Genomic DNA, 21917 nt, shown 5'->3' with positions numbered 1-21917 from the left:
AGCGATGGCTTTGCGCGGGATTTCAGAGGTTGGATATGGGGTCAGTCAAAATCAGCCGCCTGGGTCAATTTTCAATCAGCGCCGATCTGAACAAAGCCCGTGCTTTCTACGACAGTGCTTTGGGTCAGTTGGGCCATAAGCGCATTGCCGATCTGGCCGACAATGGCTCGATCTGGGGCGTTAACGCCCCCTCCTTTTTCGTTTTGAAGCCGGCCAACGGTGCCCCTGCCAGCGTAGGTAACGGCGTGACCGTCAGCTTCGAAGCCCCGAATCGCGCCTCGATCGATGCTTTCCACGCAGCGGCCCTCGCTGCCGGTGGTACCGACGAAGGCGCTCCAGGTACTCGTGACTGGGCGCCGGAGGCTTATGCCGCTTATGCGCGAGACTTGGATGGGAACAAGCTAGCCGTATACTGCTTTAAACCAGCCTAACCGCTGATCCTGCACATTGAGAATGTCTCCAGAGTGAGAAGCCTGGCGCCAACTCCTTGGCCGCCGCTTTGATAAAGGCGATCACGCCCGCCTTGGCCGCCGAATAGGCCGAATAGGCCGAATAGGCCGAATAGGCCGAATAGGCCGAATAGGCCGAAATGTACTGCACGCCATCCTTGCCCGCCATCGAGGCGACATCGCCATACGACCGAAAGGTTAAAGCTTTCCCGGGGTCAAGAGAGCAGACGCTCGCCCATTTTTCGAACAGAATGCTCGCGTAGATTGGCTTTACATGAGCGATGAACTTTGAAAAGAACGAGAGGTTTATACCTAACCCATTGTTTTAGCGTAGGCTCGATCAAAATCGAGACGCACAATCATGAACCCTGCACACGGCCGTTGACTGTTTTTCCATGCGCAAACTTCTGTACCTAACCTTCTCCATGGCGCTGATCGCCGCACTTACGACCTACGCCATGTGGGCCGCGGACCGCCCGGTGGGGCATTACCTTTCGGACCTGCGGATCGATCTGGCGATCGATCAGGGCACCCCCGCCGACCGTGGCAACCTGCTGGGCATCCAGCCCGAGTTGTTTCCCACCGACTATCAAAGCCCCGAGCGCTTGCACCGCAAACTCGCGGCTTACCTGCAGAAAGCCCAGGAACAAGGTTTGCTGAGCGAGAAAACCATCGTCGTGCTGCCCGAACATATCGGCACCTGGCTGATGGTCAGCGGCGAAAAGGATGAGTTGTACCAGGCCACCACCCTCAAGGAAGCGATGAACTGGCTGGCAGTGAGCAATCCTTTGAAATTCATTCGTGCACTGATCAGCGCCGAGGGCGGCAGCCGTCTGGATGACGCCCACCTGCGCATGAAAGCCAAAGGCATGGCCAAGGATTACCAAGCATTGTTCGGCGGGTTGGCGAGAGAATTCCACGTGACCCTGGTGGCGGGCTCCATCGTATTGCCCGAACCGAGCATCATCGATGGCACCCTGAAAGTCGGTCGCGGCGCGCTGTACAACAGCAGCGTTGTGTTCGGCAGCAACGGCGTACCGATCGGCCAGCCACAGCGGCAGATGCACCCGGCGTTTGAACATCAGGACGCGATCAAGGCCAATGGCGAGCACACGCTCAACGTTGTCGATACCCCGGCTGGACGCCTGGGCGTATTGATCGGTAGCGACAGTTGGTACCCGGATAACTATCGCAAGCTCGACGATCAGCAGGCACGGATCGTCGCGGTCCCGGCATTCATTGCTGGCCGTGGTATCTGGGATCAACCATGGCGCGGTTATAAGGGCTCGTCGACACCAGGCTCCGTCAGCCTCAAGGCCGGTGAGCTCAGTGAGGGCCAGGCCTGGCATCGCCTGACCCTGACCGCTCAACCACCTTCCAGCCAGGCGATTGCCGGCATGAGCGTGTTTTTGCGTGGGCAGTTCTGGGATCAGGCCAGTACCGGCCAAAGTTTTCTCAGCAGCAACGGTCAGCACTTCGCCGACGGCAACTCCCGTGGTGCGCGTTTGCTGAACCTGTGGCTATAAACCATGAAGCCGCAGCCTATGCGTCTCGGCGATCTCTCGGTGGGCTTCGTTCACAGCCTGGCCGACGCCGTGCGCAGCCATGGTGCAGACCCGCAACCGCTGCTCGAGCAATACGGCCTCGATGCGGCCCGTCTGAGCGAAGCGGGTGCCCGACTCTCGATTCCGCGTTACATGCGCCTGGGCCACAGTGCCATTCAGTTGACCGCCAACCCGGCGCTCGGCTTGCGCATGGGTCAACTCAGTCGCCTTAGCCAGGCCGGCCTCGCCGGAGTCACTGCCGCCCAGGCACCGACCGTGCGCGAGGCGGCGCGCTGCCTGATTCGCTTCGAAGCCTTGTATGGTTCCAACTATCGCGGCCAATCGAGCTTTCACGAAGACGCCCAGGGTGCCTGGCTACGCTTCTATTCCATCAGCCCCTACAACAGCTATAACCGCTTCGTTGTGGACTCGATCATCGCTGGCTGGTTGCAGCAGCTATCCAGCGTAAGCCCTGCCCCGCTACGCGCCGAACGCATCGAAATCGAGTTCGAAGAACCTGACTATCACGCGACTTACGACATACTGGGCGACTGCCCGATTCAGTTTGGTGCCAAGCACAATCAACTGCGCCTGAGCCTCGCCAGTCTCGCTCAGCGTAACCCGGAGCATTGCCCGAGCACCTGGAGGCATTTACTGAAGCTGTGTGAACGGGAACTGGAGCAACTGACACGCACCCGCAGCCTGCGTGAACGCATCACCCAGTTGCTGGGGCCGTTACTCAATGGCGGCCGGGAACCCGACCTGGAAGAAGTGGCGGCACGCCTGAAGCTGCCCATCTGGACGCTGCGCCGCAAACTGGCTGAAGAAGGCACGCAGTTTCGCGCGATTCTCAACGACACCCGTCGCGACCTGGCCATGACCTACATTCGCGATACAGAACTGGCGTTCGGAGAAATCGCCTACCTGCTGGGTTTTGCCTCAGCCGAAGCCTTTCAACGCGCCTTTAAACGCTGGACCGGCCAGACACCCGGCGAATTTCGCCGCAGTCATAGAAAAACAGCTTGAAGCTGCAAGCTATAAGCTACAAGCCTTAAAAGCGTTGATTAGAGCTCTGTAGCATCTTCGGCCGGCTCAAGCGGGTCCAGTTCAAATGCCTGATACTCGAGCAGTTCTTCTTGATAATCGTCCATTTTCGAATCCCCAAAGCTCATTGAAAAAAATCTGAATAAATGACCAGCGCCTTGAGCATAAAGTGCCCGAATGAAAGAAAAATGACGCGGGCACGACGCTTCGTCGCTACAAGATAAAACGTAGCAGGCAGTCAGGAATTTATCACAGGATTTTTTCGTTAGAGGCCGCAGGACGGCGATCTGTTTGACGCGGATCAATCTTTACCGCAATGACGGGACCGGTGTGGGTTCACACGGCCCCGCAATGCCATCACTGACCAGTGATCGGCATGGCCTTAATCGGCTCTGAAGGTGGCGGGATATCGCTCGGGTTGGCTGGTGGCGTAATCGTTTCCGTAGAAGGCGCTGGTTCCGCGCTCGGGGTCGCTGTAAACGGCGCGGGTTCAGGTGGTGGTGCTACTGGCTCGGATGCAACGGGCGCGGTTTCGGCCGGCGTCTTCGCGGCTCCTGCAGACGGAACAGGTTCAGCCGTGGTTTGCGGGGCCAATGGCGCCGGTGCGGCTTGAGGCTCTGGAACGCCCAGATCGGTTTTCGGCTTCTCGGTGATATGTGCCGCTTCTTTCGCTTCCTTGGGCAGGAACAGTTCGACCAGCGTAAAGAAACGCTCGTAGAACTTGGCCGCCGACACGGTTTCGCTCGCCACCTTGACCATCGAGTCATCCGACGAACCGATCGGCATCGATACCGAACCCAACACGCCTACACCAAGGCTGGCGGAGTTGTTGGTCTTCTTCAGCGCATAACGATCCTGCAAGGCGTTGGCGAACACTGTGGCGTGATGCCCGGCGCTGCCGTCATCGGCACAGACCACACTGAAACTGATTTCCATGTGGGTCTCGCCTGTCTGCTGGAAGCTCTTGTGTCCGCTGACCAGTTTCGGATCACTGCTGGTGATGATGTAGCCCTGGCTCAGCAAGGCCCGACGAGCGGCTTCGCAGCTTTGTGCGTCAGTCACGGGGTAGTTGCGGGAAAACGTTCCGGAGTCGTCGAAATTCTCATGCTCATAGATGGCGGCTTTCTTCGACGAGCACCCGGCCGCAGCGGCCAGTACCAGCGCCAGCCCGGCAACACGCATGGGAAATGATTTAGACATTGAACATCCTGAGAAAAACGGTTCGGGGCGTATTGTGCAACAGATCGATGCTTAGCGTGGCATCGATTGTGTCTTAAAACAGTTACAGAGGTGTTGACTCCGATATTCGGCAAAAGTCCCGCACGTTTGTCAGAGCAGCCATAACAAAAAAACCCCGGCCTTTCGGCCGGGGTTCTTGTGTACTGCATAACTCAGTCCAACATCAGAAACGCTTGATGTCGGCCTGGCTTTCCAGCTGCTTGCGGTAAGCCGCAAAGTCTTGCTGGCCAACGCGCGAAGCGAGGAAGCGACGGTATTGAGCCTTCTCTTCATCGGTCGGCGCTGCGGCTTCGTTGACGCCGTTCAGTCGCACGATCATCAGGCTGCCATCAGGCAACGTCACGCTAGTGAAGGTCGGCTTGTCCTTGGCGGCAGGCTTGGGCATGCGGAACAGCGCTTGCAACACGGTTGGGTCAATCCCTTCCTGGGCGCGGGTCGCAGCTTCGGTAACCTTCCAGCTCTGACCGTCGATTGGCCTGTCCAGTGGGGTCTTGCCATCGCGCAGGCTGGCAATCAGCTCATCAGCCTTGGTCTTGGCGTCAGCACTGGCGTGCTCCTTGGCCAGTTGCGCGCGGATGGGACCCGCCACGCTTTCCAGTGGCAGTTGCGCAGGCTTGAGGTGTTCCTTGGCGCGCAACACGATCACGGTTTCAGGATCCAGCTCGATGCCGGTGCTGTTGGCACCTTCATCCAGCACTTCCGGGCTGAACGCTGCGGTGACCACGGCACGGTTGGCCGCGATACCCTCGCCACCTTCACGGCCGAACGGCTTGGAGGTGTGAACGGTCAGCTTCAGGTCCTGCGCCGGTTGGGCCAGGTCGGAGGCTTCGAACGTGGAGTCTTCCAGTTGCTTGGCTGCCTCGACGAAACGCTGCTCAACCTGCTGGGTCTTCAATTCGCGGGTCAGCTTGTCTTTCAGGCTGGCGAATGTCGGCACTTCAGGCGCTTCCACACCCAACAGCTTGATCAGGTGGAAACCGAAGTCGGTGCGAACCGGCACGGAAACCTGATCCTTGGCCAGCGAATACAGTGCTTTTTCGAACACCGGATCATAGACGCCAGGACCTGCGTAGCCGAGGTCACCGCCATTGTTCGCCGAACCCGGATCCTGGGAGAATTCCTTGGCCAGGGCCTCGAACTTCTCGCCTTTGGCCAGACGGGCCTGGATATCGTCGATCTTGGCCTTGGCTTGCGCCTCGGTAGTCTTGTCATTCACTTCGATCAGAATATGCGCAGCCCGGCGTTGCTCGGACAGGTTCGCGATTTCTTTCTGATACGCCGCTTGCAGGTCTTCGTCCTTGACGCTGACCTGATCAAAGAAGGAAGCCTTCTTCAACTCCAGATAATCGATGACCACCTGATCCGGCGTCATGAATTCCTTGGCGTGTTCGTCGTAATAGGCTTTGACTTCATCGTCGGTCAACTTCACCGCCGCCGGGTCAACCTTGATGTTCAGGGAAGCAAAATCGCGGGTCTGCTTTTCCAGACGGGCGAAGGCCAGCACCTGTGCATCGGTGACGAAACCGCTGCCCGCCAGCCCGGCGCGCAGTTGGCCGATCAGCATTTCCTGAGCCAGCATCTGGCGGAATTGCATACGGCTGTAACCGAGTTGACGAATAACCTGATCGAAACGCTCAGAACTGAACTTGCCATCCACCTGAAACTCAGGCGTTTGCAGGATGACCTGGTCCAGTGCCGCTTCGGAGAAGGCGAACTTCGAGCTTTCTGCGCCTTGCAGCAGCAGCTTGCGATCGATCAGCCCTTTGAGGGCCGATTCGCGCAGCATCTTTTCGTCGAGCAAGGAAGCATCGAAATCCTTGCCCAGCTGTTGCATGAGTTGACGGCGTTGCATATCGACCGCCTGGCTCAGCTCGTTCTGGCTGATTTCATCACCATTGACCTTCGCCGCCTCATTTTTGTGCGTCGTGGCCTTGAAAATGGCGTCGAAACCGGTCAAAGCCATCAGTGCAACGATGACCCCGATAATGGTCTTGGCAATCCAGCCTTGTGAATTGTCCCTGATATTCTGCAGCATGCGTCCCCCATAAACGGTTGAACTTCAAAGATTAGGCAACCGTGGAGCGTGGGTAGAATCCGGATAGAAGAAAGGCGCATCCGAGGATGCGCCTTCTCGTAACTGGCGGAGCGGACCGATGACTCGAACTTGCGAGCCTCGGTGTCTCGGACCGGCGACCTGCCGACTGGACTACCGCTCCGCTGCCAGGTCAGGCATGACCCCGACCCGGATAGGTAAAAACCTGAATCGAACTTAGTTGACAGCTTCTTTCAGTGCTTTACCGGCTTTGAAACCTGGTTTTTTAGCTGCTGCGATTTCCAGCGTCTTACCGGTCTGTGGGTTGCGACCAATGCGAGCTGGACGATCAGTTACGGAGAAAGTACCGAAACCAACCAGAACAACGGAGTCGCCAGCCTTGAGAGCGCCAGTGACGGATTCGATTACAGCGTCCAGCGCACGGCCAGCAGCAGCTTTCGGGATATCAGCGGATGCAGCGATAGCATCAATCAGTTCCGACTTGTTCACTCTAAGTCCCTTATATCTATTTGAGTATGATTCTAAGTTTTTTGGTGAAAGCAAAAACGAGTGCTGAATGGCCTACAGACACTTAAGAGCCGCTTTATAACAAGGGCTCTAAAAAACTGTCAAGGAAGCCCCCCAGGCAAATACGTATTAATGCGTGCTAATTCTTTCCTTAGAATCGGACTCGCGCTTTTCATCCTTCGCGACAATCTCCGGAGCCACATCCGGCAAGGGCTCCGGCGCGTATTGCAGCGCAATTTGCAGGACCTCGTCAATCCATTTAACCGGTTTAATCTGGAGATCTTGCTTGATATTGTCAGGAATTTCCTTCAGATCGCGAACATTCTCTTCGGGAATGATCACAGTCTTGATTCCACCCCGGTGTGCGGCGAGCAGTTTTTCTTTCAAGCCACCGATCGCCAGTACTTGACCACGCAAGGTAATTTCACCGGTCATGGCCACGTCCGCACGCACAGGAATGCCGGTCAATGCCGACACTAGCGCCGTGCACATGCCCACACCAGCGCTAGGACCGTCCTTAGGCGTCGCCCTTCCGGCATGTGGATATGGGTATCGCGCTTCTCGTGGAAGTCCAGGGGAATCCCCAGGCTCTTCGCGCGGCTACGCACCACTGTCAAGGCTGCGGTGATCGACTCGACCATCACGTCACCCAGGGAACCGGTCTTGATCAACTGGCCTTTGCCCGGTACGACAGCGGCTTCGATGGTCAGCAATTCGCCGCCCACTTGAGTCCATGCCAACCCGGTTACCTGACCGATCTGGTCTTGCTGTTCAGCCAGGCCGTAGCGGAATTTACGCACGCCCAGGAAGTGCTCCAGATCGTCTGCGGAGACCTTCACCGAGAAGCGTTTTTCCAGTGCATGCTCTTTGACCGCCTTGCGGCAAACCTTGGCAATCTGGCGCTCCAGGCCACGCACACCGGCTTCGCGGGTGTAATAGCGGATGATGTCGCGGATCGCTTCGGCGTCGAACTCCAGCTCGCCTTTCTTCAAGCCGTTGGCCGTAATCTGCTTCGGCGAAAGGTATTTGACAGCGATGTTGATCTTCTCGTCTTCGGTGTAGCCCGGTAGACGAATCACTTCCATCCGGTCCAGCAAGGCTGGTGGAATGTTCATGGAGTTCGAGGTGCACAGGAACATCACATCGGACAGGTCGTAGTCGACTTCCAGATAGTGATCGTTGAAGTTGTGGTTCTGCTCTGGGTCGAGCACTTCCAGCAACGCCGACGCTGGATCGCCACGCATATCGCTGCCCATTTTGTCGATTTCGTCGAGCAGGAACAGCGGGTTACGGACCCCCACTTTTGTCATCTTTTGAATCAATCTTCCTGGCATCGAACCGATGTAAGTACGGCGATGACCACGAATTTCCGCTTCATCACGCACACCACCGAGGGCCATGCGCACGAATTTGCGGTTGGTGGCGTGGGCGATCGACTCCGCCAGAGAGGTTTTACCCACCCCAGGAGGACCTACCAGGCACAACACCGGACCACGAATTTTCTTCACCCGTTTTTGCACGGCGAGGTATTCGAGAATCCGCTCTTTTACTTCTTCCAGACCATAGTGGTCGGCATCGAGAATGTCTTCTGCGCGCGCCAGATCCAGACGCACCTTGCTCTGAGCCTTCCACGGCACCTGAACCAGCCAGTCGATATACGAACGCACCACAGTCGCTTCCGCGGACATTGGTGACATTTGTTTGAGCTTGTTCAGCTCGGCCTGAGCCTTGGCGAGCGCGTCTTTTGGCAGGCCGGCGGCATCGATACGCTTTTTCAGCTCTTCGATTTCGTTGTGACCTTCATCGCTGTCGCCGAGTTCTTTCTGAATGGCCTTCATCTGCTCGTTCAGGTAGTACTCGCGCTGGCTGCGCTCCATTTGCTTTTTGACGCGACCGCGAATGCGCTTTTCAACTTGCAGCAGGTCGATCTCGGCATCCAGCAACGCCAGGACGTGCTCGACACGTGCCGACAAATCGATGATTTCGAGGATTTCCTGCTTCTGCTCGATCTTCAGGGCCATATGCGCGGCCATCGTGTCGACCAGGCGCCCAGGCTCGTCGATGCTGTTGAGCGACGACAGGACTTCAGCGGGGACTTTCTTGCCCAGCTGCACATATTGCTCGAACTGGGACAACAGACTGCGGACAAACACTTCCGACTCGCGCTCAGGCGCGTCGACTTCGTCGATCAACGAGACTTCAGCACGGCAATGGCCGTCCACTTCGCTGAAGCGCTCCACGGCGCCCCGCTGCTCGCCTTCTACAAGAACCTTGACCGTGCCGTCAGGCAGCTTCAGCAGCTGCAGTACGGTGGCAATCGTACCCACGCGATAAAGCGCGTCTTCACCGGGATCGTCGTCAGCGGGGTTTCTCTGAGCAAGCAGAAGGATCTGCTTGTCACCCGTCATCGCTGCCTCGAGGGCTTCGATGGATTTCTCGCGCCCCACGAACAGCGGGATAACCATGTGCGGATAAACCACGACATCACGCAATGGCAGGAGAGGCAATTCGATGGTTGTCTTCATGATTTCGCCTCTACGCGGCCATAAGGCCGGAAACAGATGGAAGTAAGCTTGAAACCAAGATGGGGGCTCGTTTGGAAAAAAACAAGCGGATAAAAGAACGACTTAAAAGATCGCTGTTTTACGGCAGCGCCTGCGAGGTCCGGATACATCGAAAAATCCGGTCGGCTGTCATGCCGCCTTCGCTGCGATGCGGCGGCCCGACAAGCCAGCGCCCACATTGGCCAGCGCCCACAATAGCAAAGGGGCCCGAAGGCCCCTTCTTTGTACCGACAGCGTGACGCTTAGGCGTCTGGCGCAGCCTTGGCAACAGGCTCACTGTTTTCATAGATATACAGTGGCTTGGACTTGCCTTCTATAACGCTTTCATCGATCACTACTTTACTCACCTCGGACTGCGAGGGGATTTCATACATAGTGTCGAGCAATACACCTTCTAGAATCGAACGCAGCCCACGAGCACCGGTTTTACGTTCCAGCGCGCGCTTGGCTACCGACTTCAGCGCGTCGGCCCGGAACTCCAGGTCCACACCTTCCATCTCGAACAACTTGGCATACTGCTTGGTCAGAGCATTTTTCGGCTCGGTGAGTATCTGCATCAAAGCAGCTTCATCAAGCTCGTCCAGCGTTGCGAGGACCGGCAGACGACCGACGAATTCCGGGATCAGACCGAACTTGACCAGATCGTCAGGCTCGACTTCACGCAGGGACTCACCGACTTTCTTGCCTTCTTCCTTGCTGCGTACTTCCGCGTTGAAACCGATGCCGCCCTTGGTGGAACGGTTTTGAATAACCTTTTCCAGACCGGAGAACGCACCACCGCAGATGAACAGGATGTTACGGGTGTCAACCTGAAGGAATTCCTGCTGTGGATGCTTGCGACCACCTTGAGGCGGAACGGAAGCGACCGTGCCTTCGATCAGTTTGAGCAGGGCCTGCTGTACGCCTTCACCGGAAACGTCCCGGGTGATCGACGGGTTGTCAGACTTGCGCGAGATCTTGTCGATCTCATCGATGTAGACAATGCCCATCTGAGCCTTTTCCACATCGTAATCGCACTTCTGCAGCAGCTTCTGAATGATGTTCTCGACATCTTCACCCACGTAACCCGCCTCGGTGAGGGTGGTTGCGTCGGCAATGGTGAACGGAACGTTCAGCAAGCGGGCCAGTGTTTCGGCAAGCAGGGTTTTACCCGAGCCTGTCGGGCCGATCAGCAAGATGTTGCTCTTGCCGAGTTCGACGTCGTCATTTTTCTTGTCACGCTGGTTCAGACGCTTGTAGTGGTTGTACACCGCTACGGCCAGAACCTTTTTCGCGCGTTCCTGACCAATCACATACTGATCAAGGATGCCGCTGATTTCTTTAGGCGAAGGCAATTTATGCGCGCTGCTTTCGGCCTGTGCTTCCTGCACCTCCTCGCGGATGATGTCATTGCACAGGTCGACGCACTCGTCGCAGATAAAGACCGAGGGGCCGGCAATCAATTTACGCACTTCATGCTGGCTTTTGCCACAGAAGGAGCAATAGAGCAGCTTGCCGTTGTCCTCGCCGTTGCGGGTGTCAGTCATTCGTTCGATCCAAATCCGATAGGCTTGCAACACAAGATGAAGGCTATTGCGGGCTTTTTCAAGCCCGCCGGTGATCAGACCAGCCGACCAACCCTATTTGAGCTGCTTATTTTAAGCGGGGCGCTGGGTGATCACTTCATCGATCAACCCATACTCACGCGCGGCTTCTGCACTCATGAAGTTATCGCGGTTGGTATCGCGCTCGATTTCTTCAAGAGTGCGCCCGCTATGCTTGGCCATCAGCATGTTGAGACGCTCACGGATGAAGAGGATTTCCTTGGCATGGATTTCGATATCCGACGCCTGGCCCTGGAAACCGCCCAGTGGCTGGTGAATCATCACACGCGAGTTCGGCAAGCAGTAACGCTTGCCAGGGGCGCCGGCCGTCAGCAAAACGCGCCCATGCTGCACGCCTGACCGATACAGGTGGTCGATACATTCGGTTTGATGAACTGCATGGTGTCATAAATCGACATGCCCGCCGTCACCGAACCGCCCGGGGAGTTGATATAGAGATGGATGTCCTTGTCCGGGTTTTCCGCTTCAAGGAACAGCAGCTGCGCACAAATCAGGTTGGCCATGTAGTCCTCTACCGGGCCGACCAGAAAGATCACTCGCTCCTTGAGAAGACGCGAGTAAATGTCGTAGGCGCGCTCGCCACGAGCGGACTGCTCGACAACCATCGGGACCAGGCCGCCTGCGGCCTGGATATCAGAGTTCTGCTGAATATACGAATTACGGAACATGCTCTGCAGTCACTCCCAAATAGTTATGTCTTGAATACGCATAAGCCAGCTCGAAAGCTGGCTTATGGTGTGTACTTCTTACCGCAAAAACGATCAGTCGGCTTGTGGAGCTTCTACCGGCTTGACAGCTTCTTCGTAAGAGACCGATTTGTCGGTCACGCTAGCTTTCTGCAGAACAGTATCCACAACTTGCTCTTCCAGCACAACCGAACGGACTTCGTTCAGTTGCTGGTCGTTTTTGTAGTACCAGGACACAACTTGCTCAGGCTCTTGGTAAGCCGAAGCCATTTCCTGAATCATTTCGCGAACGCGGCCTTCGTCAGGCTTCAGGTCGAATTGCTTGACCACTTCGGCCACGATCAGACCCAGGACAACACGGCGCTTGGCTTGCTCTTCGAACAGCTCGGCCGGCAGCTGGTCAGGCTTGATGTTGCCACCGAACTGCTGAACAGCCTGCACGCGCAGACGGTCAATTTCGTTGGACAGCAGAGCCTTAGGCACTTCGATCGGGTTGGTGGCCAGCAGACCGTCCATTACCTGATTCTTGACCTTGGATTTGATCGCCTGGCGCAGCTCGCGCTCCATATTCTTGCGAACTTCGGTGCGGAAGCCTTCCAGACCAGTTTCCTTGATGCCGAATTGAGCGAAGAATTCTTCGGTCAGCTCTGGCAGTTTTGGCTCGGAAACGGTGTTCACGGTCACGGTGAACTCAGCAGCTTTACCAGCCAGGTCGAGGTTTTGATAGTCCTCTGGGAAGGTCAGGTTCAGAACGCGCTCTTCGCCAGCCTTGGCGCCAACCAGACCATCTTCGAAGCCAGGGATCATGCGGCCGGAACCCAGAACCAGCTGAGTACCTTTGGCGGAACCGCCAGCGAACACTTCACCGTCGACCTTGCCGACGAAATCGATGTTCAGCTGGTCTTCGTTTTGAGCAGCACGGTCGGCCACTTCGAAACGGGTGTTCTGCTTGCGCAGGATGTCCAGCATCTTGTCCAGATCGGCATCAGCCACATCAGCGCTCAGACGCTCTACGGTGATACCTTCGAAACCGGCAACGGTGAACTCAGGGAACACTTCGAATATAGCGACGTATTCCAGGTCCTTGCCCGCTTCCAGCGACTTTGGCTCGATGGCAGGCGAACCAGCCGGGTTCAGCTTTTGCTCAACGACTGCTTCGTAGAAGGAGGACTGGATCACGTCGCCTACAGCTTCCTGACGAGCTTCAGCACCAAAACGGCGCTTGATTTCGCTCATAGGCACTTTGCCTGGACGGAAGCCTGCGATCTTGGCCTTTTGGGCAGTCTGCTGCAGACGCTTGTTGACCTGAGTCTCGATGCGCTCAGCCGGCACGGTGATGCTCATGCGGCGCTCAAGAGCAGAAGTATTTTCAACAGAAACTTGCATGGATATTCCTCGTTGCACAGACGTTAGCCGGCCGTTTCCGACCCCAGAATCAAGGGCATGCATTCTAGTGGGTCAAACTCAAGAAGTCACCCTACTGAAAACGGGTAAAAACGCACCAGGCAATTTATAGGTGCGAATGCACGAATGCACCTCGCCCCGGTGGCAAATACAGCCAATCACGCCAAGGCTCTGCGCCAACCCTTCTATATATAGAAGAGGTTGCCAATCATCTCCCTGACAGCCGATCTTGCGCGCAAGGCCGGCGGGCAGCGCAGCATCATCGAGAAACATAAATACGACGAAACGCCCTACCCCTGCGACCCGGAACCGGCGGCCGCCGAACTCTCAAATCTCTGAAACAAAAAAGGCGCCAGACTGTTAAATCTGGCGCCTTTCAAAATATGGGGTGGACGATGGGGATCGAACCCACGACAACGGGAGTCACAATCCCGTGCTCTACCAACTGAGCTACGCCCACCATATTGCGTAACAACTTACCAACAACGAAGCCAAACGACTTCTTGTTGAGCCCCAACCAAGCCAACCGGCATGAGTGAAGCTTTATTTGGTGCGGATGAAGAGACTCGAACTCTTACGCCTCGCGGCGCTGGAACCTAAATCCAGTGTGTCTACCAATTCCACCACATCCGCGGATTGAAGCCTTAAAGCAAAGGCGCCAGACTGTTCATCTGGCGCCTTTCGAAATATGGGGTGGACGATGGGGATCGAACCCACGACAACGGGAGTCACAATCCCGTGCTCTACCAACTGAGCTACGCCCACCATATCGCGTTACTTGTGCCAAAGCTGCCTAATGGCGCACCCGGCAGGACTCGAACCTGCGACCATCCGCTTAGAAGGCGGATGCTCTATCCAGCTGAGCTACGGGCGCCTTATTAGTCTGTACTCTTGGAGGACTACATACTAAGTGCTTTCCAGCCTTGCAGAACCTTGATTCCACTCGACCTTCTTAACCAGTGCTAGGCTGTGCCCGACAAGTGCGACGAATAGTATAGAGCCCCCCGAAGGTCGTCAAATGCTTTTTAAAAAAAATTCATTTAATTAAAGGAGTTAGGGCAATTTGCAGACCAAGCGCCTTTGCCCTCACCTCACGACATGCGAGAATGCGTTCTCTTTTTTTCCCCTCTCGATGGTTAATCACGCGCAATGACTGCACAACTAATCGACGGCAAATCGATCGCCGCCAGCCTGCGCCAGCAGATCGCCCAACGCGTCACCGAGCGTCGCCAGCAAGGCCTGCGCACGCCAGGCCTCGCGGTGATCCTGGTCGGCAGCGATCCTGCCTCTCAGGTTTATGTCTCGCACAAGCGTAAAGACTGTGAAGAGGTTGGCTTCCTTTCCCAAGCTTATGACATGCCTTGCGAAACCACTCAAGAAGCGCTGGCCGATCTGATCGATCGCCTCAATGACGATCCGGCGATTGACGGCGTTCTGTTGCAGCTTCCCCTTCCTGAACACCTGGACGCGTCCAAATTGCTGGAGCGCATTCGCCCGGACAAAGACGTTGACGGCTTCCATCCTTATAACGTCGGTCGCCTGGCCCAACGCATTCCGCTGCTGCGTCCATGCACGCCCAAAGGCATCATGACCTTGCTGGAAAGCACTGGTGCCGATTTGTACGGGATGAACGCGGTGGTTGTCGGTGCTTCCAACATTGTTGGCCGCCCGATGGCGATGGAACTGTTGCTGGCCGGTTGCACCGTGACCGTCACTCACCGCTTCACCAAGGATCTGGCCGGCCACGTCGGTCGTGCCGACCTGGTCGTGGTGGCCGCCGGCAAGCCTGGCCTGGTCAAGGGTGAGTGGATCAAGGAAGGCGCGATCGTGATCGACGTCGGCATCAACCGTCAGGACGACGGCAAACTGGTCGGTGACGTTATTTACGAAACCGCCCTGCCCCGCGCCAGCTGGATCACTCCGGTACCGGGCGGCGTCGGTCCGATGACCCGAGCCTGCCTGCTGGAAAACACGCTGTACGCGGCCGAAACCCTGCACAGCTGAGCCTCGTTGCCGAGCTAGCCAGTGACTCAAGGAACCCCGCCCATGGCGGGGTTTTTTTTGCCCGCGAAACAGGATCGACCATCCGCCGGAAAATGACTTTTTTTTCATGTTTCCAAGGGTTTTCACCCCTCCCGCGAACAACCATCGACAGTTATTCAGCCATACTCCAGAATGTCGCGCTTTTTACGAAATAGCCCGTTACATAAACGGCGTATCAACACTTTATGAGTCTGCCAGCGTGAAAATCCGTCTTTCCATCCTGAGCGTATTGTTTGCAGTTACAGGGACTTTCATCACGCCAATTGCCAGCGCTGGCGATACTACCGCGGCGCCGCGAGACACCTCGCAACTCAAGATCGCTTCCGGCAGTGCATTGCTGCTGGATCTGCAGACCAACAAAGTCATCTACGCCAGCAAACCTGACGTGGTTGTACCGATCGCTTCCGTCAGCAAGCTGATGACCGGCCTGGTCATTGTTGAAGCCAGGCAGAACATGGACGAGTACATCAACATCAACATCAGCGACACGCCAGAAATGAAAGGCGTGTTTTCCCGGGTCAAACTCAACAGCGAAATGCCGCGCCGGGAAATGCTGCTGATTGCGCTGATGTCTTCTGAGAACCGCGCTGCCGCGAGTCTTGCCCACCACTATCCGGGCGGTTATGCCGCGTTTATCGCCGCGATGAATGCCAAGGCCAGGGCGCTTGGCATGACCAACACCCATTTCGTCGAGCCGACCGGTCTCTCGCCACGCAACGTATCCACTGCCCGCGACCTGAGCAAACTGTTGATCGCCGCGCACAAGTACCCGCTGCTAACGCAATTGAGTACCACCAAGGAAAAAACCGTGTCGTTCCGCAAGCCCAACTACAGCTTGGGCTTCCGCAACACCGACCATCTGGTCAATAAAGCGAACTGGAACATCGAACTTACTAAAACCGGCTTCACCAACGAAGCAGGCCACTGCCTGGTACTGGTGACTCACATGGGCAATCGCCCTGTTGCACTGGTGATTCTCGACGCCTATGGCAAGTACACCCACTTTGCTGACGCCACTCGCATTCGCAATTGGGTTGAAACCGGCAAGGGTACAACCGTGCCTTCCGTCGCCTTGCAATACAAATCGGACAAGAACCTCAAGCATCGTCAGAGTGGCGTGGTTGAAGCTTCGAAGTAACAACGCAGCAGCATCAAAAAGCCCCGATCACTCGGGGCTTTTTTTCGTCTATCAATCGTTGGGCAACGGCATCTGGTCGTCATCCGGAATACCGTCGCCAGTGCTTGGATCTCTCCAGACTTTCGGATGCTCCGCTGGCGTCACATTCGGTCGAGCCAGCGGATCTCGCAACGGGCTGTCCGGATCCAACACTGGATCGATACTTTCTTCAGGTGTTGTCGGAACGTTTTCCGGACGTTTGTCGTTGAAACTCGAATCGGTAGACATACGCACCTCCGCGGAGTCCAGGGACTTATCTATCAGATACCTCCTGCGCCCCGCGGTGCACGGCAGTTGACGAACGGGCTTATTTTGCGCTCAAGGCATTTTTGGCCCTGGCCGCCGCCTGCTCCTGCCCGGCCTGGGCGAGCTCGTTCGCCGCCTTGAGCCAGCGCTGCTGATCGACTTCGGCCGGAACCTGCGTCGGTGCCTGAATCAGCACCGCCCATCCGCCAGCGTCTTTGAAAGCCGATTCGAACGAGCCGAAGCTCATCAGCAAACGCTGATCCATCCCGGCACGCAGCAAAACGGTCTGCTTCTGACGGTTATACCCGGACAGAATGGCATAACGCGGCTCGGCCCAGAGCGCAGAACCCTCGGTAAAGCGCACCATCACCGGATAACCGGCCGCCACTTGAGTCAACAAGGCTGGCAGATTGCTGTCCAGTGGATAGACCATTATTCCGTATTCACGGGCCAGGTTCTGCATGTTTTGTTGCAGTTGGGCTTCACCACCCGGCAAATGCAGCGGCTTGTCGAGCAGACCCGGGGTGATCACGATGCCTTGCTGGGACAACATGCTTGCCAGCACTTGCGGCCCGCTTTGATTGGCCACGCCTCGGTAGAACCTGCCAGTGAGTTCGACCCGTTCCGGCAGACGCTTGATCTGCGGCGCAACGTTCCCCGCACAGCCGGCCAACCCGGCAACACAACCCGCAATCAGTGCCACCGATAGAATTCGAGAAATTACCCGCACGATCATCACTCTCTTGTTCAGACGCCAGGCAATCCTCTTCCCGGCTTGGCCGTCGATCATAGGGCGCCGCGCGGCAGCGGTATAGCTTTAACCGGTAGTTGATTGCGATCGATAGAGCGAACTGGTTGGTCACAGTCGACCTTCGGTCAATAGCCTGAAACACGCCAGCGACTAGACTGTCACTTGCATAGCGCGTGCGCCCGCCGCAGGGCAAAGAGGAGGCATCGATGAGCCTGGCACTGACAATCGTGATGTTGATTTCCGGCTGGTTGGCCGTTGCCACCGCCATGTTATGGGGAGTTCTGCGTATCACCCGCCGCCACCATCACCTCCCTGTTCCACCGGCAGCCCCGGCGAAAGCCGATAAAGCCGATAAAGCCGATAAAGCCGCTATGCGTCACGCTACCGCCCACTAGCGCGCATTTTAAACCGCAAAAAAAAACGACCGCCTGAACTCTTTCGAATTCATGCGGCCGTTTCAGTTAGCGCACGTCAAGCTTCAGCGGCGACGCGCTTCTGCCTGGCCCGACGGGACATCATGTTCAACACCTCGATCGCAGCCGAGAACGCCATGGCAGCGTAGACGTAGCCTTTCGGTACGTGGGCGCCGAAGCCTTCGGCGATCAGCGTCATGCCGATCATGATCAGGAAGCCAAGGCCAGCATCACCACCGTCGGGTTGTCGTTGATGAACTTGGCCAAAGGATCAGCCGCCAGCAACGTCACCAGTACCGACACCACTACCGCGATGATCATGATCGGCAAATGCTCGGTCATGCCGACAGCGGTAATGATGCTGTCGATGGAGAACACCATGTCCAGCATCAGGATCTGACCGATTGCCGCGGCGAAGCCCAGGGTCACGGTCGAGGTCGCCGACTTCGGATCTTCCGGTGCCGGGTCCATGCTGTGATGGATCTCGGTGGTGGCTTTCCACAACAGGAACAGACCACCGGCAATGAGGATCATGTCCTTCCACGAAAACGCGTGGCCGAGAACTTCGATCACAGGCGCTGTCAGCTGGACAATGAACGCGATGGTACTCAGCAGGCCCAGTCGCAGGATCAGCGCCATGCCGATACCGATGCGCCGCGCCTTTTGGCGATGCTGCTCGGGCAGTTTGTTGGTCAGGATCGAGATGAAGATCAGGTTATCGATGCCAAGCACGATTTCCATCACCACCAGGGTGGCCAAGGCAACCCAGGCAGTGGGGCTGGCGGCTAGCTGTAAAAGGTATTCCATGGGTCAGTCCTGACTCGCTGTAAGACGGTTTAGATTTCCTGGGAGGAAGATTCGGTTTTTTCCGCATCTTTTTCCGATGATTCTTTTTTGCTGGTCAACCCGCCGGTGGCTTGGCTGAGCGCCTGCTCGGCGGCTTTGTGGGTGTCGTCGATGGCCTGTTTGGCACTTTCGGCAGCCTTACCCATCAGTTGCTGAGCGCTTTTTTCGGCTTGGTCACAACCGGCCAGAACCAGTAAAGACGCAATCAGCAGTGCCGTGGTTTTAAGCTTCATGTTGTTTTCCTCGATAGAACAAACGGCACCATAACGATGGCCCGTTGATAGCGACGCATTCTAGGGAGATGAACACTTCAGGAAAATTCGTATTTTCAGCGGTTATACTTCGGTTTTTACGAACTGTAGATCGCCATGCTCAACTATCGGCAATTGCATTACTTCTGGGTGGTGGCCAAGACCGGCAGCATCGTGCGCGCCTGCGAACAGCTTAATCTCACGCCCCAGACCATCAGCGGCCAGATATCGCTGCTCGAACAAACCTATGGCATAGAGTTGTTTCGGCGAGTCGGCCGCCAACTTGAACTCACCGAAGCCGGGCGGCAGGCCCTGCCCTACGCCGAGCAAATGTTTCAGCTGGGCGGCGAACTGGAATTGATGCTGCGGGCGCAGCCCAATGAACAGCAGATTCTGTTTCGGGTCGGCGTCGCCGATGTGGTGCCCAAATCCATCGTCTATCGCCTGATCGCGCCGACCATGGAATTGAGCGAGCCGCTGCGCATCACCTGCCGCGAAGACAAGCTTGAACGTTTGTTGGCCGACCTGGCGATCCAGCGCCTGGACCTGGTGATTTCCGACAGCCCGATGCCGTCGCACCTGGACATCAAGGGCTACAGCCAGAAACTCGGCGAATGCGGGATCAGCTTCTTCGCCACAGTCCAATTGGCGACGCGTTACGGTCAGGACTTTCCCCACAGCCTGCACGGCGCGCCCCTGCTGATTCCAGGGCCGGAAACCGTGGTGCGCAGTCGCTTGCAACGCTGGTTCGCCGAACAGCAGATACAACCGCAGATTGTCGGCGAGTTCGACGACAGCGCATTGATGCAGGCCTTCGGCCAATCCGGTAGCGGGATTTTCATCGGTCCGAGCGTGATCGCCGATGAAGTGAAGCGCCAATATGGCGTAGAGGTGATTGGCCAGACCGACGCGGTGAGCGAGTCGTTCTACGCCATTTCGGTGGAACGCAAGGTCAAGCACCCCGGCATTGTCGCCATTACCGAAGGTGCCCGACGCGAGTTGTTTACCGAACTGTGAGGCTTCAGACGCAGACTTCGCGGGGCTTGAAGGTCATCAGCGCGATGGCCAACAGGATCGAGGCGAGAATAAACCCGGCTGCGGCGAAACCAAGGCCTTGCAGGCCGACACTGTCAATCACCCGACCGCCGATCATGGCGCCCAGGCCGATCCCGAGATTGGCCCCGGCGATGTTCAGCGACGCGGCGAACGCCGGCGCTTCGGGCGCGGCCTTCATCAGGCGTACGTGACTGACCAGGAACAACGCGGCCTGAGTCACGCCCCAGATGCCCATCGCCGCCGCCAGTCCGAAGGGTGAATGAATGTTCGGCACTAGCGTTACCAGACCGGCAATCATGAACGCGCAGAACATCATCGAAGCCACCAGCGGATGACGATCCACCGCGCGGCCACCCAGCGAATTACCGATCAGCCGACCGCGCCGAAGCCCATCAGGCACCAGCCGACCACCGTACCGTTGAAGCCGGCCAGGCGCTCAAGGATGTCCGCCAGGTAGGTATAGGCGGTGAACATGCCGCTAAACACCACAATCGACAGCAGCACATGCCCCACCATCAATGGGCTGCGCAGGATCTTTAACTGTGAGCGAAAACTGACTTGATGCTGGTGCAGGTTGGTTTTCGGCAGGTAGATAAACAGCAACAGCGCCTTGGCAAAGGCGATGAACGCGAGTATGGCGAAGGCACTGCGCCAGCCGAACGCATCGGAAATCAGCGTGCCCACCGGAATGCCGAACACTGTGGCGCAGACGATGCCGAAGCCGATCTTGGCGATGGCGCGCCCGGCGTAGTCCGGCCCGACGATGTCCACCGCCGTCTCACTGGCCAACGCCCAGAAAACCGGCAGGCCCAATGCCGGAATCAAACGGGCAAACGCCATCACCCAGATGTTCGGAGCCAGCGCAGCCAAAGTATTGGCCAGACCGAACATGATCAGCACCGAGATAAACAGCTTGCGCCGCTCGAAGCGGGCAAATATGCCGTGAGGAACGGCCCGAACGCGGCGACGGTGAAGGCGAACAACGTCACCAGCAAACCCGCTTGCGGGATGCTGACATCAAGGTCACGGGCGATGGCCGGCAACAGGCCGACGATGATGAACTCCGTAGTCAGCACCGTAAAACCGGCGGCCGACAACAGAAGAATGGGCAACAGCATGCAGAACTCCAGAAAACGACGACACCAGCGATAGCCCGAAGGCTCACTGGCAGACATGAAATGAGGATGGCGAAGCTTAACAGAGTGTTTGCGAACGGGGTTGCACGAACCTGCAAATCACGTCTGACACGATCCCGCTCGGCGCCACCATCAACATGGCCGGTTTGATCCTTCGACTGATGCGCTGTTCACCGCTGCGGCTTGCCTTGGGTGAAGAAGCGAAAGCCGAACGTCTGGCTTCACACCACCCCTGTGGGAGCGGGCTTGCTCACGAAGGGGCATCAGCTTCAAAATGAACGTTGACTGACACGCCGCTTTCGCGAGCAGCCCGCTCCCACAGGTTCAACGGTGTACAGGAAAATGTTTACCCATGAAAAAGCCCCCGCAACCCAAGGCTGCGGGGGCTTTTTTGTATCCGCGCGTTTTAGAACGCGCCCATGTAATCGCGTTTGCCCACTTCCACACCGTTATGACGCAGCAGCGCGTAAGTGGTGGTGACGTGGAAGAAGAACTGGGGCAGGCCGTAGCTCAGCAGGTAAGCCTGGCCGGAGAAGCGCTTCTCTTTCGGCGTGCCCGGACGGGTCACGATCTCGATGCCTTCCTTGCCGTTGATCTGCTCGGGTTTGATATCGCCAATGAACGCCAGCACCTTGGCGATCAGCGCTTGCAGCTCGGCGAAGGTGGTTCGGTGTCGTCGTACTTCGGCAATTCGATCTCGGCCAGACGCGCGGATACGCCTTTGCTGAAATCAACAGCGATCTGCACCTGACGCACCAGCGGGAACATGTCCGGGTACAGGCGGGCTTGCAGGAAGGCGTTCGGGTCGATGTTCTTGGCGGTGGCGTGGGCTTCGGCCTTTTTCAGCACATCGCTCAGGGCATTGAGCATTTGCTGGAAAACAGGGACGGAGGCTTCGTACAGG

17 protein-coding genes, 5 tRNA genes and 5 pseudogenes are annotated in these 21917 nt (G+C 57.0%); 7 read left to right on the top strand and 20 right to left on the bottom strand.

From position 1 onward, the window contains the following. The first annotated feature begins 35 nt into the window (after positions 1 to 35). Positions 36 to 431 (top strand): VOC family protein, encoded by a 396-nt coding sequence (locus tag CES87_RS22050; protein WP_128607767.1) that lies wholly within the window; start codon positions 36 to 38, stop codon positions 429 to 431. Here CES87_RS22050 and CES87_RS22045 read toward each other — a convergent pair. Beyond that, on the bottom strand, positions 418 to 618 hold the full coding sequence (locus CES87_RS22045; RefSeq protein WP_128607766.1) for a hypothetical protein: 201 nt from the start codon (positions 616 to 618) through the stop codon (positions 418 to 420). The genes CES87_RS22050 and CES87_RS22045 overlap by 14 nt on opposite strands. A gap of 226 nt (positions 619 to 844) precedes the next feature. Between CES87_RS22045 and CES87_RS22040 the strand changes: the two genes are divergently transcribed. Both CES87_RS22040 and CES87_RS22035 read left to right on the top strand, forming a co-directional pair. Continuing rightward, complete coding sequence (locus CES87_RS22040; RefSeq protein WP_128607765.1) at positions 845 to 1975, top strand: carbon-nitrogen hydrolase family protein; 1131 nt, start codon at positions 845 to 847, stop codon at positions 1973 to 1975. 3 nt (positions 1976 to 1978) lie between these two features. Further along, on the top strand, positions 1979 to 3019 hold the full coding sequence (locus CES87_RS22035) for an AraC family transcriptional regulator (protein ID WP_128607764.1): 1041 nt from the start codon (positions 1979 to 1981) through the stop codon (positions 3017 to 3019). Between the two features lie 38 nt (positions 3020 to 3057). On the opposite strand, the gene CES87_RS22030 is transcribed toward CES87_RS22035, so the two are convergent. The 13 genes and pseudogenes from CES87_RS22030 to CES87_RS21970 all read right to left on the bottom strand — a co-directional run bounded on the left by CES87_RS22030 (position 3058) and on the right by CES87_RS21970 (position 13968). Beyond that, positions 3058 to 3342, bottom strand: coding sequence for a hypothetical protein (locus CES87_RS22030; RefSeq protein ID WP_128607763.1), 285 nt, complete (start codon positions 3340 to 3342; stop codon positions 3058 to 3060). 52 nt (positions 3343 to 3394) lie between these two features. Further along, on the bottom strand, positions 3395 to 4237 hold the full coding sequence (locus CES87_RS22025) for a DUF2242 domain-containing protein (RefSeq protein WP_128607762.1): 843 nt from the start codon (positions 4235 to 4237) through the stop codon (positions 3395 to 3397). A 202-nt stretch (positions 4238 to 4439) separates the two neighbouring features. Next, positions 4440 to 6311 carry a SurA N-terminal domain-containing protein gene (locus CES87_RS22020; protein ID WP_128607761.1) on the bottom strand — a complete coding sequence of 624 codons (1872 nt, stop codon included), beginning with the start codon at positions 6309 to 6311 and terminating at the stop codon, positions 4440 to 4442. Positions 6312 to 6414: 103 nt separating this feature from the next. Further along, positions 6415 to 6492 (bottom strand) — tRNA-Leu (locus CES87_RS22015). 53 nt (positions 6493 to 6545) lie between these two features. Beyond that, a complete protein-coding gene (locus tag CES87_RS22010; protein WP_002552737.1) occupies positions 6546 to 6818 on the bottom strand; it encodes an HU family DNA-binding protein in 273 nt (90 codons plus the stop codon). Positions 6819 to 6965: 147 nt separating this feature from the next. Then, positions 6966 to 9361 (bottom strand): annotated as a pseudogene (gene lon / locus CES87_RS22005) (endopeptidase La). 281 nt (positions 9362 to 9642) lie between these two features. Then, positions 9643 to 10926 (bottom strand): ATP-dependent Clp protease ATP-binding subunit ClpX, encoded by a 1284-nt coding sequence (gene clpX / locus CES87_RS22000; protein WP_128607760.1) that lies wholly within the window; start codon positions 10924 to 10926, stop codon positions 9643 to 9645. Between the two features lie 111 nt (positions 10927 to 11037). Continuing rightward, positions 11038 to 11672, bottom strand: a pseudogene (gene clpP, locus CES87_RS21995) (ATP-dependent Clp endopeptidase proteolytic subunit ClpP). A gap of 93 nt (positions 11673 to 11765) precedes the next feature. After that, positions 11766 to 13076, bottom strand: a complete 1311-nt coding sequence (gene tig, locus CES87_RS21990; protein ID WP_128607759.1) for a trigger factor — start codon at positions 13074 to 13076, stop codon at positions 11766 to 11768. A 402-nt stretch (positions 13077 to 13478) separates the two neighbouring features. Then, positions 13479 to 13554, bottom strand: a tRNA-His gene (locus tag CES87_RS21985). Positions 13555 to 13642: 88 nt separating this feature from the next. Then, positions 13643 to 13727: transfer RNA gene (locus CES87_RS21980), tRNA-Leu, on the bottom strand. Positions 13728 to 13783: 56 nt separating this feature from the next. After that, a tRNA-His gene (locus CES87_RS21975) sits at positions 13784 to 13859 on the bottom strand. 32 nt (positions 13860 to 13891) lie between these two features. Beyond that, positions 13892 to 13968: transfer RNA gene (locus CES87_RS21970), tRNA-Arg, on the bottom strand. A 275-nt stretch (positions 13969 to 14243) separates the two neighbouring features. Between CES87_RS21970 and folD the strand changes: the two genes are divergently transcribed. Together folD and pbpG are read left to right on the top strand one after the other, a co-directional pair. Next, complete coding sequence (gene folD, locus CES87_RS21965; RefSeq protein WP_128607758.1) at positions 14244 to 15098, top strand: bifunctional methylenetetrahydrofolate dehydrogenase/methenyltetrahydrofolate cyclohydrolase FolD; 855 nt, start codon at positions 14244 to 14246, stop codon at positions 15096 to 15098. A 238-nt stretch (positions 15099 to 15336) separates the two neighbouring features. Then, positions 15337 to 16275, top strand: a complete 939-nt coding sequence (pbpG, locus tag CES87_RS21960; RefSeq protein WP_128607757.1) for a D-alanyl-D-alanine endopeptidase — start codon at positions 15337 to 15339, stop codon at positions 16273 to 16275. Between the two features lie 51 nt (positions 16276 to 16326). Here pbpG and CES87_RS21955 read toward each other — a convergent pair whose 3' ends face one another. Further along, the gene (locus CES87_RS21955) at positions 16327 to 16542 is read right to left on the bottom strand and encodes a hypothetical protein (protein ID WP_128607756.1); all 216 of its coding nucleotides are present in this window, start codon (positions 16540 to 16542) and stop codon (positions 16327 to 16329) included. A 79-nt stretch (positions 16543 to 16621) separates the two neighbouring features. After that, positions 16622 to 17350: a peptidase C39 family protein gene (locus CES87_RS21950; RefSeq protein WP_128607755.1), complete on the bottom strand. Its 729-nt coding sequence runs from the start codon at positions 17348 to 17350 to the stop codon at positions 16622 to 16624. A 167-nt stretch (positions 17351 to 17517) separates the two neighbouring features. Between CES87_RS21950 and CES87_RS21945 the strand changes: the two genes are divergently transcribed. Further along, complete coding sequence (locus CES87_RS21945; protein WP_256591032.1) at positions 17518 to 17706, top strand: hypothetical protein; 189 nt, start codon at positions 17518 to 17520, stop codon at positions 17704 to 17706. A gap of 76 nt (positions 17707 to 17782) precedes the next feature. On the opposite strand, the pseudogene CES87_RS21940 reads toward CES87_RS21945, so the two are convergent. Next, a pseudogene (locus CES87_RS21940) lies at positions 17783 to 18531 on the bottom strand (TerC family protein). Positions 18532 to 18560: 29 nt separating this feature from the next. Beyond that, positions 18561 to 18803 (bottom strand): hypothetical protein, encoded by a 243-nt coding sequence (locus tag CES87_RS21935; protein ID WP_128607753.1) that lies wholly within the window; start codon positions 18801 to 18803, stop codon positions 18561 to 18563. A 135-nt stretch (positions 18804 to 18938) separates the two neighbouring features. Here CES87_RS21935 and nhaR point away from each other — a divergent pair, with 135 nt between their 5' ends. Further along, the gene (nhaR, locus tag CES87_RS21930; protein ID WP_128607752.1) at positions 18939 to 19838 is read left to right on the top strand and encodes a transcriptional activator NhaR; all 900 of its coding nucleotides are present in this window, start codon (positions 18939 to 18941) and stop codon (positions 19836 to 19838) included. Between the two features lie 4 nt (positions 19839 to 19842). On the opposite strand, the pseudogene CES87_RS21925 reads toward nhaR, so the two are convergent. Continuing rightward, positions 19843 to 20995: pseudogene (locus tag CES87_RS21925) on the bottom strand (MFS transporter). Between the two features lie 424 nt (positions 20996 to 21419). After that, positions 21420 to 21883, bottom strand: a pseudogene (locus tag CES87_RS21920) (DUF1993 family protein). Between the last annotated feature and the right edge of the window lie 34 nt (positions 21884 to 21917).

Source organism: Pseudomonas sp. ERMR1:02 (assembly GCF_002277815.1).
Classification (GTDB): Bacteria; Pseudomonadota; Gammaproteobacteria; order Pseudomonadales; family Pseudomonadaceae; genus Aquipseudomonas.
The sequence above is the reverse complement of the archived record's forward strand: the minus strand, read 5'-3'. Positions and strand labels throughout refer to the sequence as shown.